The sequence below is a fragment of the Lactobacillus sp. B4007 genome (assembly GCF_026535895.1).
GTDB classification, from domain to species: Bacteria; Bacillota; Bacilli; order Lactobacillales; family Lactobacillaceae; genus Lactobacillus; species Lactobacillus panisapium.
The window spans coordinates 15,196-30,688 of sequence record NZ_JAFNPA010000002.1; the positions used below are offsets into that span (position 1 = coordinate 15,196).

Genomic DNA, 15,493 nt, shown 5'->3' on the forward strand with positions numbered 1-15,493 from the left:
GCATGAGCGAAGAAGCAATTTTAACAGGATTAAACGAGCAACAACAAAAAGCTGTCCAGATTACTGAGGGGCCATTATTGGTTGTTGCCGGTGCGGGATCAGGCAAGACCTCTGTTTTAACCAGGCGAATCGCCTATCTCGTCGAAGAAAAGCAGGTTCTGCCGTGGAATATTTTGGCAATTACTTTTACTAATAAGGCTGCTACTGAAATGCGCGAACGGGAACAAAAATTACTCGGGCCGCAAGCAAATGACATTTGGATGTCGACTTTTCACGCTCTTTGTGTTCGGATTTTACGGCGTGATGCTGACAAAATCGGTTATGGCAGTAATTTCTCAATTGCTGATTCATCTGAACAATTAACACTAATTAAGCACATTGAAAAAGAGCAGAATCTCAATCCTAAGGTGTATGAACCGCGGCGCGTATTATCCGCTATTTCTAATGCTAAAAATGATTTATTAACTCCTGATGCTTTTGCCGCTAGTAGCTCGACCCCATTTGACAAGGTTGCTGCACAAGTATATCGAGAATACCAAAGGCGGTTAAAGCATGACCAGATTATGGACTTTGATGATTTGATTATGCAGACTTTAGTTTTATTTAAAACGGATCAGGCAGTTTTACACTATTATCAAAATAAATTTCGCTATTTGCTTGTGGATGAGTATCAGGATACTAACCAGGCGCAGTATGAACTCTGTCATGAATTAGCTGCCCAGTATAAAAATATTTGCGTTGTCGGTGATGCCGATCAGTCCATTTATGGCTGGCGCGGAGCAAATATGGAAAACATCATGAACTTCGAAAATGACTACAAGGATGCTGGTGTCCAAACAGTTAAGCTAGAGCAAAATTACCGCTCAACTGGTCATATTCTTTCAGCCGCTAATGCCGTGATTGAGAACAATCATAACCGAAAAGCCAAGAAATTATGGACAGACCAAGGAGACGGGGATAAGGTTACCTATTACCGTGCCCAAAGTGGTGATGATGAGGCTCATTTCATCATTTCAAAGATTCAAGAAGAGGTTAATGATCATAATCGCTCTTACCACGATTTTGCTGTTTTGTACCGGACAAATGCTCAATCGCGAACAGTCGAAGAAGCCTTTGTTAAGTCTAATGTTCCTTACCAAATTGTCGGCGGCCATAAATTCTACGATCGCAAAGAAATTATGGATATTATGGCATATCTTAAATTAGTGGCTAATCCCAGTGATTCGATGAGTTTCAACCGGATTATTAATACGCCAAAAAGGGGCATCGGCAATGTCAGTGTGGAAAAGTTTACGACTTTTGCTCGTGACAATAATTTGTCACTTCTTGATGCATTTAGCCACTTGACAATGACCGGCTTAACCGCCAGAGCAGCCAATAAATTAAGTGATTTTGGTGCAAAACTGCGTGATGCAATTGAGTATGCTAAAGATCACAGTGTGACCGGCTTAACGGAAAAGATTTTGCAGGATTTTGGTTATACCGATGCGCTAAAGGCTGAGAAAACGATTGAAGCCGAAACAAGACTTGAAAACTTGGATGAATTTCTTTCTGTAACTAAGCGTTTCGATGATCAATATGAGCCAGAAGATGATGAGTCAAACGCACTGAGTGATTTTTTGGCTGAAGTTTCGCTGTTAAGTGATCAGGATGACCTGGCTAACAATGATGATCAAGTGGCATTAATGACACTTCATGCGGCTAAGGGACTGGAATTTCCTGTTGTCTTCTTGGTAGGAATGGAAGACGGACTGTTCCCACTTTCACGTGCACTTTTAGAAGATGATCAGTTAGAAGAAGAACGCAGACTGGCTTATGTCGGCATTACCCGTGCTAAGCGGAAATTATATCTAACTAATGCTTACTCTAGAATGATGTATGGCAGAATGCAAAATAATCCACCATCAAGATTTTTGGATGAGATCGACCTAGCTGATTTAGAAACAGAAAATGCGGCTGCTCCAAGTATGGCTGATAGCAATTTTCAAGTTCAAACAGCTCCGTTTGCGAATGTTGATGAGCGTGCCCGTGCGCAAGTTTATACCCCAAAGGTCAAGCCTGCAGGTGCTGTGGGGGCTGAGAAAAAAGGTTGGAATGTTGGCGATCAAGTTGAACATAAGGCTTGGGGACGTGGAGTTGTTGCCAAGGTTAATGGTACTGGTGAAGACATGGAGCTTGATATTGCATTTCCAAATATTGGAATCAAGCGCCTTCTAGCAGCATTTGCCCCAATTAAAAAGGTATAATGAAATCGGTAAGATCAAAATAATATTTTTTAATCAGGAGGAACAAAATGGCAGATTTAACTCTTGATGAAGCCAGAAAAGAAGTCGCTTCGCTTAGAGATAAGCTCGATCAGTGGGCTGATGCATACTATTCAAAAGATGCGCCAGAAGTTGAAGACAATGTTTATGACCAAAACTATCAGCGGTTAGTTGAATTGGAACAACAATTTCCGCAACTGGTTACGCAAGATTCAATTACGCAACGTGTTGGTGGTCAACTTGACAGTGAATTAACGAAGGTTACTCACCAGGTGCCAATGCTTTCAATGGGGGATGTATTTTCCAAAGAGGAGCTGCGTGTCTTTGATGAGCGGGTGCAAAAGCAAATCGGTCATGAAGTTGCCTATAACGTTGAACTAAAAATTGACGGTTTATCAATTAATTTGGAATATACGGATGGCAAGCTTACACGGGCGTCAACGCGTGGAAATGGTTTAGTCGGTGAAGACGTAACGCCGAATGCCCGCTTTATTTCAGATATCCCACAAACCTTGCCGGAAAAATTAACCATGGAGGTACGTGGCGAGTGTTATATGGGTAAGGAAGCTTTTGCCAAGTTAAACAGTGAACGTGATGAAAATGGTGAGACCGTTTTTGCTAATCCGCGAAATGCTGCTGCCGGATCATTGCGCCAGCTAGATGCTAGCATTACCAAGCACCGTAATTTAAGTACCTTCATTTATACTTGGGTTAATCCTCCTGAGGAAATCAAGAGTCAACATCAAGCAATTGAGAAGATGACAAGTTTAGGTTTCCACACTAATCAAACAGGTAAACGACTGGCTAAGATGGATGAAATCTTTGCGTTTATTGATGAATACACCGCTAAACGTGATTCACTGCAATACGGCATTGATGGCATTGTACTTAAGGTTGATGACTTGAATTTGCAAAACGAACTGGGCAATACGGTTAAAATTCCGCGTTGGGAAATTGCCTATAAGTTTCCACCAGAAGAGCAAGCAACAGTTGTTCACGAGATTAAATGGACGGTTGGCCGTACCGGTGTTGTAACGCCAACTGCAATCATGGATCCGGTACAGCTGGCTGGGACAACCGTCTCACACGCTGTTTTGCATAACGCCGATTTGCTCAAGCAAAAAGACGTCCGGATTGGTGATACCGTGATGCTGCATAAAGCTGGCGATATTATTCCAGAAATTTCAGAAGTGGTCATGGCTAAACGTCCTAAGGATAGTGAACCTTATCCGATTCCAACAGAATGTCCTTCATGTGGTGAAAAATTAATTCACTTAAAAGATGAAGTTGCATTGCGGTGTGTTAATCCTTCATGTCCTGCTCAGATTGAAGAGGGCATTACCCACTTTGCTTCGCGGCCAGCAATGAATATTGATGGTTTAGGACCGAAAATTGTTCGACAATTAATTGCAAACGATTTAGTTCACAACGTAGCTGACTTATACCATTTACAAGCCAGCGATTTAGCTAAGCTTGATCATTTTAAGGATAAGTCAATTAATAATTTATTGACTGCAATCAACAATTCGAAGAGAAATTCGGTTGAATTACTGTTAACCGGTCTTGGAATTGATCATGTTGGTGCTAAAGCTGCGCGTTTAATTTCCCAAAAGTTTAAAAATATGACAAAGATTATGGAAGCGGACGTGCAAGAAGTAGCTGCAATCGATACAATAGGCATGACAATTGCAGAAGCATTGACGACTTATTTTGCGCAAGATGAAGTGGTTGAACTAGTCAAAAAACTGCAGGCTAGTGGTCTTAACATGGATTACTTGGGTGAAACCGAGGAACAAGTAGAAGAAATTCCTGATAATTATTTCAAAAATAAGACGGTAGTTTTAACCGGAACGCTTTCCCACTTTACTCGTAGTGAATTTACCCAAAAGTTGCAAGCCCTGGGTGCCAAGGTAACTGGGTCTGTTTCTGGTAAAACTGACTATGTCATTTATGGTAAAGATGCTGGTTCAAAATACACTAAGGCGCAAAAGCTTGGTGTGCCGTTATTGACTGAGGAAGAAGCAATTGCTCAGGTTAAATAAAGGAAACAAGTAAAGTGAAAAAATATCTGCAGATAATCGCAATTTTAGGAGCAGCAGTTAGTTTAACAGCTTGTGGTAATTTAAAAAATTCCAATCTGGCTAATAATGCTAAAACGTCATCTAGTTCAAGTACTAAAACTTATCAGACTACAGAAACCGGTAATAACGGTTATACGGTTTTATTAAAAAATGGTCACTATGTTACCAGTCCAATCGCTGGTTTAACAGCAACCGATAATGATAATTCAGTTGACACGCGTGAACTTGAACGTGGACTTATTCAAATTTCTAAAGAGGCATTTTCAACTAACTCATTTGTTTTTCAAGAAGGGCAATACATTACATCAACGGTTGCCAATGACTGGTTAGGTCGAAAATCAAAATCTAATCCTTTGGGACTTAATCCCGAATTAGGAACGAAGAAAAAGTACAATCCGTATTATTTGGAAGAAATCATGGAGCAGGACTTTTTAACTGGCTCGGGGTCAAATTATCGCATAGGCGGGATGAGTATCGGCTTAGCCATTAATTCGATTGATTATTATCAAAAGAAAAAGGGTGGGCCAGAATATCAAATGACAATTCCGCGTTCAGCCCAAAAAAAATATGGCCAGCAGACTGCTGAACAAATAGTGGCGCGATTACGGAAGAAAAAAGCGTTAAAGAATATTCCGATTACGGTTGGCCTTTTTGCTAAAGAAAGTAAAGATTCGTTAGTTAGCGGAACTTACTTTTTGAGCGGGACAGCGGCTGCTAATAGTAGTAAAATAACTAAATGGAAAACTATTAACACCCAAACAGAGGTATTGCCAACTATTGGTAATAAAAAAGCAATCAACAGTAGTAACGCTTCAAGCTTCAACAGTTTTAAGGAATCAATTCAAAATTATTTCCCTAATATTAGTGGCGTTACTGCTACGCTGCGCTATGAAAATGGCAAACTAGCACAAGAAAATATCTCGATTACAACACAGTTTTACGGCTATGAGCAAATTCAAAGCTTTACTAGGCTTGTTTTGTCAACTGCGAAGAAATATTTAGCTAGTGATGTGCCGATTGAAATAAAAATTGGTTCGGTAAACGATATTCAAGCGTTGGTTGCCAAGGAAACAGGAGATAGTAGTTATCAAGTCCATATTTATGGCGGTGAATAAGGAGGTATATGCGTGGAAATCACAGAAGAAACAATTAAGCACGTTGCGACTTTGTCGCGGCTTGAGATTAATGATAAAGATATTGAAAAAGTGACTGAGCAAATGAGCTCAATCATCAATATGGCTGATCAGTTATCAGAAGTTGATACGGATGGTGTTGACGAAACGGTACAAGTAGTTGACCGTGATACTGTATTTAGAGAAGACAAACCTGAGCACTGGCAAGACCGTGATGAATTAATGAAAAATGTTCCTGAACAAGCCAATGGCTTTATCAAGGTTCCTGTAATTATTAATAAGGATGAGGACGAGTAATGAATTATTTAAATGAAGATATTGACTCATTAAACGAAAAGCTTGCCCAAGGAACATTGTCCGCAGACAAATTGGCGCAAGATACAGTCGCAAACATTAAAAAGACGGATGACAAGCTAAACGCGTGGATTACGGTTCAAGAAGATGCTAAGCCAGCAGAAAACTTGGATTTTGCTAAGAATAAATTAGCTGGTATCCCAATTGCTATTAAAGACAACATCATTACTAAAGATGTTAAGACAACAGCCGCTAGCCATATTTTGGACAATTACATTCCAGTTTATGATGCAACGGTAATTGAGCGCTTAAAGAAGGCGCAAGCAACTTTTGTCGGTAAAACTAATATGGATGAATTTGCGATGGGGTCATCAACTGAGCACTCATATTTTGGCGCAACCCATAATCCGTGGAATTTAGATAAGGTACCTGGTGGTTCATCTGGTGGTTCTGCTGCAGCTGTTGCCTCTGGCCAAGTAGTTGCCGCTTTGGGTTCCGACACCGGTGGTTCGATTCGTCAACCGTCTGCTTTTAACGGTATTTTTGGTATTAAACCAACTTATGGTCGTGTATCTCGTTGGGGCTTAATTGCTTTTGCTTCCTCACTTGACGAAATCGGGGTAATGAGTAAGCGTGCTAAAACTTCGGCACAAGTGCTTAATGTTATTGCCGGTGCTGATGACCATGATTCTACTCTTTCAACTAGAGAAGTACCTGATTTCACTAAGTACATCGGTAAAGATGTCAAGGGAATGCGGGTAGCAGTTGTTAAGGAATACATGGATGCCGTTGATGGCGAAGTGCATGATATCATTCAACAACAAATTGATACTTTAAAGGATGCTGGCGCCATTATTAATGAAGTATCGCTTCCATTAACTAAGTATGCCGTTCCTGATTACTACATCATCGCATCAAGTGAAGCATCATCTAACTTACAAAGATTTGATGGTATTCGTTATGGTTACCGCTCAAAAGATGCTAAAAACTTACTTGATGTCTACGTTAAATCACGTTCAGAAGGCTTTGGTGAAGAAGTACAGCGTCGAATCTTGCTTGGTTCATTTGCTTTGTCTGCTGGCTCATATGATCGTTTCTTTAGACAAGCTTCCAAAGTAAGAACCTTAATTTGCCAGGACTTTGACCAGATTTTTGCTGAAAATGATGTTATCGTTGGACCGACAACAACAACACCAGCATTTGGAATTGGCAGTGAAATTTCTGATCCAATTAAAATGTACAATAACGATATTTTAACGATTTCTGCTAATTTGGCTGGAATTCCTTCTGCTAGTGTACCTGCTGGCTTGGTTGAGGGAATGCCAGTTGGCTTCCAAATTATGGCTAAGCGCTTTGACGAAGGCAGTATTTTCCAAGTTGCCGACTTTATTGAACGTAGTAATCATTTTTATGAAAAAACACCAGCTGGAATGGAGGATTAATTGATGAATTTTAAATCAACGATTGGGTTCGAGGTTCACTTCGAACTAAAAACTAAGAGTAAGATTTTCTCACCTTCACCAGTTAGCTATGGTGCAAAGCCGAACACAGAAACAAATGTCATTGACTGGGGAATGCCTGGTGTCTTACCTTACGTTAACAAGGATGTTTATCGTTTGGGAATTATGGTTGCGCTAGCAACACACTCACATATTTTGCCAACCACCCACTTTGACCGGAAGAACTACTACTACCCAGACAGTCCTAAGGCTTATCAGATTACGCAATTCTTCCAACCGCTTGCTCGTGATGGTTATGTTGAAATTGAATCTCATGGTAAAAAGAAGCGAATTGGTATCCATGAAATGCATATCGAAGAAGATGCCGGTAAGAACACGCACGGAACTAACGGCTTTTCTTACGTTGACTTGAACCGTCAAGGTGTTCCATTACTTGAAGTTGTTTCTGAACCAGAAATTGCCGATCCAGATGAAGGTTATGCATACCTTGAAAAACTACGGAAGATTGTTCAATTTACCGGTGCTTCCGATGTTAAGATGGAAGAGGGTTCAATGCGTGTTGATACTAACATTTCAATTCGCCCTGCAGGCCAAAAAGAACTTGGCACTAAGGTCGAAATGAAGAACTTGAACTCGTTTGAACATGTTCGTAAGTCATTAGCTTATGAAGAAAAGCGGCAAGCACAAGTTTTGCTTTCAGGTGGCCGGGTTCAGCTGTCAACTCGTCGTTTTGATGAAGCAACAGGTAAGACAGTTCTTGAACGGGTTAAGGAAGGCGATGCTGATTATCGTTACTTCCCAGAACCTGACATTGCGCCTGATCATATTAGCCAAAAATGGATTGATGAAATTGAATCCACCTTGCCGCGTTCAGCTGAGGAGCGGTACAATCAATATGTAGGCGAGTTTGGCTTAAAAGATTATGATGCACAAGTTCTTTTGCAAACGAAAGAAAGCTCTGACTTCTTTGATAAGACAGTGGCAGCTGGTGCTGATCCACAACTTGCAGCTAACTGGATGAATACACAAGTTAATGGTTACTTAAATGATAACCGGGTTGAACTAACAGATATTAAGTTGACACCTGAACATTTAGCTGCAATGATTAAGCTAATTAAAGACGGAACAATTTCTTCTAAGATTGCCAAGAAAGTTTTTGCTGAAACAATAGCTAACGGCACTGATCCGAAGAAATACGTTGAAGATAAGGGCATGGTGCAATTATCAGATACTAGTGTATTAGAGCCAATGGTTAAAGAAGTGGTTGACAACAACCCACAATCGGTTGAAGACTTTAAGAACGGTAAAGACCGTGCGATTGGATACTTAGTTGGTCAAATCATGAAACAAACTCGTGGTAAGGCTAACCCGAAGGTAATCAACCAACTTCTAAACCAAGAATTACAAAAGCGGTAAAAGTAAATTTTAAGTAATAAGGTAGTTAACTATGACTAAAAAAGCAAGATTGATTTATAATCCTGTATCTGGTCACGAACAGATGCCTAAGAATGTCGCAGACATTTTAGACGTCTTGGAGCGAGCTGGTTATGAAGCCAGTGCTTTTAGGACTACGCCAGAAAAGCAGAGTGCGCAAAAAGAGGCTACTCGTGCTGCCAACGATGGTTTTGATCTCATTGTCGCAGCTGGTGGCGATGGCACAATTAATGAAGTAGTCAATGGAATAGCATTTTTAGAGCAAAGACCAAAGATGGCGATTATTCCAGCGGGAACGACTAACGATTATGCCCGTGCTCTGCATATCCCCCGTGATAGTATTAAGGCAGCCAGTAAGGTAATTCTTAATAATAAGACCCGCAAGATGGATATTGGCCAAGCAACGTTTGCCAAGGATACGCAATACTTTGTTAATATTGCGGCTTGTGGCTCTTTAACGGAGTTAACCTATGGCGTTCCTTCAGAAGTAAAATCTGCGTTAGGTTATGCTGCTTATCTCATTAAGGGGGCAGAAATGTTGCCGCACTTGACTGAAAATGAGATGCGCTTAACCTATGATGCAGGCGTTTACGAGGGAAAGCTATCGATGCTTCTACTGGGAATGACAAACTCGATTGGTGGCTTTGAACAGATTATGCCTGATGCCCAACTTAGCGATGGCTTATTCCAATTAATTATCGTCAAACCGGCTGATCCGGTTAAGTTATTGAAGCTGATGGCTTTGGCCCTAAATGGTAAGCACGTCGACGACCCAGACATTATTTACACTAAGACTCACAGTTTAAAGATTGAACTGATGGGAAAGAGTGTTGGCCGCAAATTACCAGTTAATCTCGATGGGGAAATCGGTGACTACTGCCCTGTTACTTTTAAAAACTTACAGCAACGCATTGAATTTTTTGTTGGTGAATAATAAAAATCATAAAAAGGAGTAATTACTCATAAAAGTAATTGCTCCTTTTTTGCTAGTCGCTATTATAATTATTTTTTCTGACCGGTTGTCTCCAGCAAGTATACTCATTAGACTTACTGCAACAATGTTTTGGGAAGCAAGATTATAGACTTTTGGGCCAATTTTTCCCTTGGCAAAATTGGCTAGGTAAGGGTAAATTATTTGTTTGAAGATGGTACTTAGTAATAAAATGCAATTAAAGTTAGTTTCTTACTAAAAAATATCAAAAGCCGAGGCAAGAAAAATGGATAAATGGCAAGAGAAATGGGCTTATAACAAGTACTGGGTAATGGCTCATTCGCAAGCATATTACGAACGGATTAGATTGCTAGCCAAAAATAACGATTGGTCAGATGCAAAAAATGCTGAGTTTGAAGACTTACTGGCAAAAGCGGCCAGCCAGCCGCCTACAGTTAAAACGTTAACTAACGCTTACCAGCATGTTTGGGGTTACTTTAAGAAAATTGCGACGACTGAAGAAAAACAAACTTATTTACGGTTATTGCAAGAATTATCACCACAAACTGATAAATTAGGACCGTTTTTAAGCCGCTTAACTGAAAAGTATCAAGTTGCTTATTTACTAAACTCGCGTTTAATGCAGGAGTGGAATGAGAAATCATGAGATTATGGCACCAAGATTTAATTTGGCAATTACCGCGGCAACAATTATTAGGACAGCATCGCGAAATTGCCGCTTTACGTGGACGCGGCTGGGGCAAACCTCATGCTACCGTTAATTATGTTTTTCAATATTCGCCATATAAATTGTATCAGTTTCATTTACTGGTGCTAGCCGAAATGGAGCGCCGCCATTATCACCCAAATAGTAACTGGTTTGACCCATACTACCGTGGGCAATATTGTTCCAAATATGAAAACTTGCCGGCTGTCCCTTGGACTGATCCAATTTATCCTGAGCACGATGATGCCTATTTACAGAGTTGCTTGGAAAATTTAGCCCATAAGGGAATTGAGTTAAATTAAGGTAGGGTTTATTAAAATGCGGATATAGCTATGCAGTCTTATGGGCAGGTTTTAAAATAAATAGCCAAACAAAAAAGATGAGCACTTAGAAATAAATGCTCATCTTTTTATTTATCAATAAATTCAGTCTTTACGTTTGGTGGCAAAAGCAACTACCCGATAGCTGAACATGATTGTAATCAGCCATACCTTTATGCGGCTCAAATTAGTTTAGTCGTTCAATATCTTCTTTAGGATTTACCTTAAATTCACGGTAATCTGTTTCGGCTTCGAGTTCTGGGGTTAATTGAACACACCTAATCCGTTGGTTGCCGTAAGTAGAATAATAATAGGTCTTTGATTCTGCACAGATATAAGCAGCATAGCAGGTAAAATCAAATGTTTGGTCAGGAGTTACTACAATGCCGCGCGGGATGCTAACAGATTCGAGGATATGATGAGCCAAAGTCACTGCGCCAATTTCATCTTTTGGCTGCTCAACATTATTTTTCATAAAGGCTGTTCGAACAAAGCGTGAAGTTGGCGTAAAGTCACCAGGGAGGCCAAATGTGCCTGATCCTTGGCTAAAAGGCTTCAAGGTTTTGCCCAAGAACGCAACGTCATCATGTTGCTTAGGTGTGACCGCTAAATAGTTGCGCAGATTAGTTTCATGCCAATGATAGTCAGGACTGTTAGTCATCACGCCAATTGAGTCTTCAATAAGGTGAATGCCATCTTGTTGGGGTTCCACAATTAGGCTTGCACCTGAAGTGTCGGAGAAAATGTAGTGAAGAGGGGGAACAACTTTTAAAGTTGGATTCCCCTCGTCAACAATGGTAATTTGCTTTTTAAATAGGTCTTTAACTTCTGCCAAAGAAGCTGCTTGCGCTAAAATTACTGAAATGATTTTGTCAGGAGAAACTGCCCAGGTACCAGGAGCCGCTTGTTCTTGATATGAAGCATATCCGGGGAAATAAAGGACGGCTCCAGTAACACCAGCATCATTAACCCCGTCACAAGTAATCGGACTATCATCAAGGCTGCCCATACCGATAAAAGCGTGTTTACTAGTAATCTCTTGTCTAGCTTCGTAAGAAACAGCGAAAGTCTTTTGTTTTGGTACAAAAACCACTTGTTCTGCCATTTCCATCATAAAATCCATTGTTCGCGATAAAAAGTGTTTCTTATCCTTAGTTTCCATTGTGAAACTGCTGCAGCCAATCATATTGCTACCTCCATATGTATAATAATGTCATTAATTTTTTTGATATGAAGAAAAGTATAAGAGTAATAGTAATATAATTCAAGCTATTTCTAATAAAAATATTAAAGAATAGCTACTAGTTAAAATGGATTTATAGTTAGCCACAATTGTTGCGCCCCAAGTGCTAAAGAGCCCATAGATTGAAGCAAAGAAAAACCCTCTCCAGAAAAGAACAATACATTCTAATCCGGAGGGGGTAACTTCATTATAACTAACTGCGGCTAATTAGTTGTTATTGCTGCCTGTTCCGCCAAAGATTTCAAGTAAAAACATGAAAATATTGACAAAGTCGAGGTATAACTGCAGGGCACCAAGGACAGCTAAGCCAGTTTCTGCGACCTGATCACCATAATTGTTATAAATGATTTTCATTTTATTAGCGTCACTAGCGGTTAGACCGGTAAAAATAATAACACCGATGAATGAAAAGATATAAGTAATGGCTGGATTATGCAAAAACATGTTGACAATCCAAGCTACTAAAAAGCCAATGAGTGCAGCACTTAGATAAGAATTCCAGTTAGATAAATCTTTTTTGGTAATAGTGCCAAACACGGCCATTGCAATAAAAATCGCTGCTGATGAAATAAAGGCAGTGGTAATTTGCGTACCGGTGTAAAAACCAGCAATTAGAGCAAACTCAAAACCATAAATTACTGCTAAAACGCCTAACATTACCAGACTGGCAACCGGGTTGCGGTCGGCCTTAAAGCTGATTCCCATTGACAGAGCAAAGGGAACTAATAGGATTAACCACATAATTGATACTGGCATGTTCATGACAGCAGTTCGAAAAACGTTCATGGTTAAGTAAGCAGTCAAGGCGGAAATTAACACAGCCCCAGCCATAAAACCATACATTTTGGTTAAAAAGCCGTTCGTCTCGCTAATAGTGTGGATTTGGCGCCGATCTGAATTTGTTTCAAAATTATTCATAAAAACGTCCTTTCTAGTTGAAATGATTAGTAATAAAACTAACACATTTTTAGATGTGAGTGAAGAGCTATTAGTTAAATTAAATCAAAGTTAAGAATGACCTAGAATGTTACTTTTTCCGCTTTTTCTAGTAAAATAGAGAAGTTAACTAATTGTTTGTAAAAAAGGACAAAAAATGGAAAAAAATCAAATTATTGAATTAGAAATTACTGACTTATCATATGAGGCCATGGGCGTGGCGCATTACGAAGGGATGACTGTTTTTGTCACCAATGCTTTACCAGGTGAAACGGTCAGTGCCAAAATCTTAAAGGTCAAGAAGAACTTTGCCTTTGCAAAAATCGAACAAATCATCAAGGAAAGTCCCGACCGTGTGAACATTAAGCTTAATCAATGGGTGCAAACTGGTCTAGCTTCGCTTGCTCATATCAACTATGACAAGCAGCTTGAATTCAAACGGAATCAAGTGGTCAATTTATTGCAAAAAGCGCACTTAGACAATGTGGAAGTCGGCCAAACGCTGCCGAGCCCTGAAGAAACAGGTTACCGTAATAAGGCGCAAGTACCTGTGCGTGAAATTGGCGGTCAACTTGAAATTGGCTTTTTCCGGCGTCATTCACACGATCTTGTGCCGCTAACCAATTTCTTTACAACTGATCCAGAAATTGACCGCGTCTTAGTTGCTGTTCGCGATGTTTTACGTCAGTACCGCGTTCCGGCATATGACGAAATTCATAATGAAGGCGAAGTCAGATACCTCGATGTCCGTCGCAGTAAGGCAACAGGCGAGATTATGGTTATCTTGGTTTGTTTACATAAGGATTTTCCGCAACTGCCAAAAGTTGCGGAAGCGATTAAGGCGATCGAAGGCGTGACCAGCCTTGTGTTAAATTACAATCCGAAGAAAACTAATGTAATTTTGGGCAAAGTTGACTACTTGATTTTTGGTAAGCCACAAATTACTGATCAAATCGGCGACGTGAAGTTCAGAATTTCACCGGAAAGTTTCTTCCAAATCAACTCACTGCAGACGCCGCGATTGTATGACTTGGCAATTAAAAAGGCAGAGCTTACGCCAGATGATGTTGTCGTTGATGCCTATTCAGGTATTGGGACAATTGGGTTGACGGTCGCTAAGCATGTTAAATCCGTTCGCGGGATCGAAAGCGTGCGTGATGCGGTCAAGGATGCCAATAACAATGCTGAAATCAATGATCTGCACAATGCCAAATATGTGACCGGTAAAGCCGAAGAGGTAATGCCAAAGTGGGCAGCTAAGGGGATGAAGACTGACGTCATTTTTGTTGATCCACCAAGAAAGGGCTTGACGCCAGAATTTATCGACGCGGCTGTTAAAACCGGCCCCAAGAAGATTGTTTATATTTCATGTAATCCAGCTACCATGGTCCGCGACTTACAAGAATTCCAAAAATTGGGTTATGATTTTAACCGCATTGACCCAGTTGATATGTTCCCACAAACGCCACATGTTGAGGCGGTAACGGTGCTGGAACGGACTAAGAAATAGGCGATAAATCGCGGACTGGTTACATTTATCGGTGATTAAAAGTGTACTTTTTCCTCTCTGCACGATTGGGATTAGTGCACTTTTTGCTTTTGACGGCTGAGTATGCAATTGGTCTAGTTTTTGAAAAAGATCGCTCTGTATTGCAACCTTCATGATGTGAAAGAGACTCCCACAGGCCCTATTGTCGTGGCAGGTCGCCCGCCGCGACATGCTTTGAAAAACGTGGTGCTGCTTTAGGGTCTGGCAATATGCTTTGGACTGGTGTGCGCAGCCCAAGTATCAATTGTTTGATGTGATCCAGCGCCAATTACTTGCGCCAGGGAGCAGCTGCAAACTTCTTTAAGCAAATTAAGAGCTTGTAATTTTTGCTCAACCGTAAATTTAACCATAGTAAAACCCTCCAGATAGATTTTGGTCCAATCTAGAGGGTTAACTTTCAAGCCTATGCTCTTCTTATATTTTATTTTTAAGGCCTATAGGGCGGATAAAAGTTAGCTTACCTTTTTCGTTTGTAGACGTCATTTCTTTTACCTGCCTTTACGACAACAACGGTAAAAACTTCGTCTTGAATATCAGCAATGATGCGATAACTACCAACCAGGTAACGCCATAAAGTACCAAGTTCACCTTCTAGGGGCTTACCCCAAATGCGTGGATTATCTGACCCTTCGATGTGTTTGTCGAGCCAATTAATAATTCGCCGCTGAACAGGCTTATCAAGACTTTTCTTGAAATCTTTCAGCGCTTTTTGATTGAACGACCACGTGTATCGCATAATCAAAGACCTAATTGCTTCTTAACATCATCACGAGATACAGTTTGGCCGTGGGATTCGCGGATGTTTTTGACTGCATCTTGGTAGTCAAGACTATCCGCGAGCTTTTCTAGAACGGCATTACGCATGAATTCAGTAGAAGTTTGACCATCAAGATTTGCTTGTCTATGAATCAGGTTTAAAACGTCTTCATCAAAACGAATGGTAGTAGATTTAGTAGCATTTGTCATGTTTAGACCTCCTCAGATATGTTAATAATATTATACCATAATAGAATGCAGATGCGTTCTACTATGCTTTTTAAAGCATCAATATTCCTCGACCGTCATAAATGATGTACTTGCCAATTATCCCTAAAACGGGCCAATATTTGAAATTGTGAAAT

15 protein-coding genes are annotated in these 15,493 nt (G+C 40.3%); 10 read left to right on the top strand and 5 right to left on the bottom strand.

The window, feature by feature from the left end:
• Positions 1-2: 2 nt before the first annotated feature.
• The 9 genes from pcrA (at position 3) to J3U54_RS03345 (ending at position 10,626) form a co-directional block, all read left to right on the top strand.
• Positions 3-2,246 carry a DNA helicase PcrA gene (pcrA, locus tag J3U54_RS03305; RefSeq protein ID WP_220232864.1) on the top strand — a complete coding sequence of 748 codons (2,244 nt, stop codon included), beginning with the start codon at positions 3-5 and terminating at the stop codon, positions 2,244-2,246.
• Positions 2,247-2,293: 47 nt separating this feature from the next.
• On the top strand, positions 2,294-4,306 hold the full coding sequence (ligA, locus tag J3U54_RS03310; RefSeq protein ID WP_267385085.1) for an NAD-dependent DNA ligase LigA: 2,013 nt from the start codon (positions 2,294-2,296) through the stop codon (positions 4,304-4,306).
• Between the two features lie 14 nt (positions 4,307-4,320).
• Positions 4,321-5,460 (top strand): CamS family sex pheromone protein, encoded by a 1,140-nt coding sequence (locus J3U54_RS03315; protein ID WP_267385086.1) that lies wholly within the window; start codon positions 4,321-4,323, stop codon positions 5,458-5,460.
• 12 nt (positions 5,461-5,472) lie between these two features.
• Positions 5,473-5,775, top strand: a complete 303-nt coding sequence (gene gatC, locus J3U54_RS03320) for an Asp-tRNA(Asn)/Glu-tRNA(Gln) amidotransferase subunit GatC (RefSeq protein ID WP_103752018.1) — start codon at positions 5,473-5,475, stop codon at positions 5,773-5,775.
• Positions 5,775-7,214, top strand: a complete 1,440-nt coding sequence (gatA, locus tag J3U54_RS03325) for an Asp-tRNA(Asn)/Glu-tRNA(Gln) amidotransferase subunit GatA (RefSeq protein WP_220232868.1) — start codon at positions 5,775-5,777, stop codon at positions 7,212-7,214. The genes gatC and gatA overlap by 1 nt, the downstream gene beginning before the upstream one ends.
• Positions 7,215-7,217: 3 nt before the next feature.
• Positions 7,218-8,648, top strand: coding sequence for an Asp-tRNA(Asn)/Glu-tRNA(Gln) amidotransferase subunit GatB (gene gatB, locus J3U54_RS03330; RefSeq protein WP_103752020.1), 1,431 nt, complete (start codon positions 7,218-7,220; stop codon positions 8,646-8,648).
• A gap of 31 nt (positions 8,649-8,679) precedes the next feature.
• On the top strand, positions 8,680-9,600 hold the full coding sequence (locus J3U54_RS03335; RefSeq protein WP_220232870.1) for a diacylglycerol kinase family lipid kinase: 921 nt from the start codon (positions 8,680-8,682) through the stop codon (positions 9,598-9,600).
• Positions 9,601-9,883: 283 nt separating this feature from the next.
• Positions 9,884-10,264: a YbgA family protein gene (locus J3U54_RS03340; protein ID WP_267385088.1), complete on the top strand. Its 381-nt coding sequence runs from the start codon at positions 9,884-9,886 to the stop codon at positions 10,262-10,264.
• Complete coding sequence (locus J3U54_RS03345) at positions 10,261-10,626, top strand: TIGR02328 family protein (RefSeq protein ID WP_220220880.1); 366 nt, start codon at positions 10,261-10,263, stop codon at positions 10,624-10,626. Before J3U54_RS03340 ends, J3U54_RS03345 begins: the two co-directional genes overlap by 4 nt.
• A 205-nt stretch (positions 10,627-10,831) precedes the next feature.
• Here the strand turns inward: J3U54_RS03345 and J3U54_RS03350 are convergent, their stop codons facing one another.
• The gene (locus J3U54_RS03350) at positions 10,832-11,830 is read right to left on the bottom strand and encodes a choloylglycine hydrolase family protein (protein ID WP_267385089.1); all 999 of its coding nucleotides are present in this window, start codon (positions 11,828-11,830) and stop codon (positions 10,832-10,834) included.
• Between the two features lie 264 nt (positions 11,831-12,094).
• Positions 12,095-12,805: a Bax inhibitor-1 family protein gene (locus J3U54_RS03355; protein WP_267385090.1), complete on the bottom strand. Its 711-nt coding sequence runs from the start codon at positions 12,803-12,805 to the stop codon at positions 12,095-12,097.
• A 175-nt stretch (positions 12,806-12,980) separates the two neighbouring features.
• On the opposite strand from J3U54_RS03355, the gene rlmD reads away from it, so the two are divergent.
• Positions 12,981-14,333 carry a 23S rRNA (uracil(1939)-C(5))-methyltransferase RlmD gene (gene rlmD, locus J3U54_RS03360; RefSeq protein WP_267385092.1) on the top strand — a complete coding sequence of 451 codons (1,353 nt, stop codon included), beginning with the start codon at positions 12,981-12,983 and terminating at the stop codon, positions 14,331-14,333.
• A gap of 233 nt (positions 14,334-14,566) precedes the next feature.
• Here the strand turns inward: rlmD and J3U54_RS03370 are convergent, their stop codons facing one another.
• The 3 genes from J3U54_RS03370 to relB all read right to left on the bottom strand — a co-directional run bounded on the left by J3U54_RS03370 (position 14,567) and on the right by relB (position 15,338).
• Entirely contained in the window at positions 14,567-14,722 is a 156-nt protein-coding gene (locus J3U54_RS03370) for a hypothetical protein (protein WP_267385093.1), read from the bottom strand.
• A 107-nt stretch (positions 14,723-14,829) separates the two neighbouring features.
• Complete coding sequence (locus J3U54_RS03375; protein ID WP_220220885.1) at positions 14,830-15,108, bottom strand: type II toxin-antitoxin system RelE family toxin; 279 nt, start codon at positions 15,106-15,108, stop codon at positions 14,830-14,832.
• A gap of 2 nt (positions 15,109-15,110) precedes the next feature.
• Entirely contained in the window at positions 15,111-15,338 is a 228-nt protein-coding gene (gene relB, locus J3U54_RS03380) for a type II toxin-antitoxin system RelB family antitoxin (protein WP_267385094.1), read from the bottom strand.
• Between the last annotated feature and the right edge of the window lie 155 nt (positions 15,339-15,493).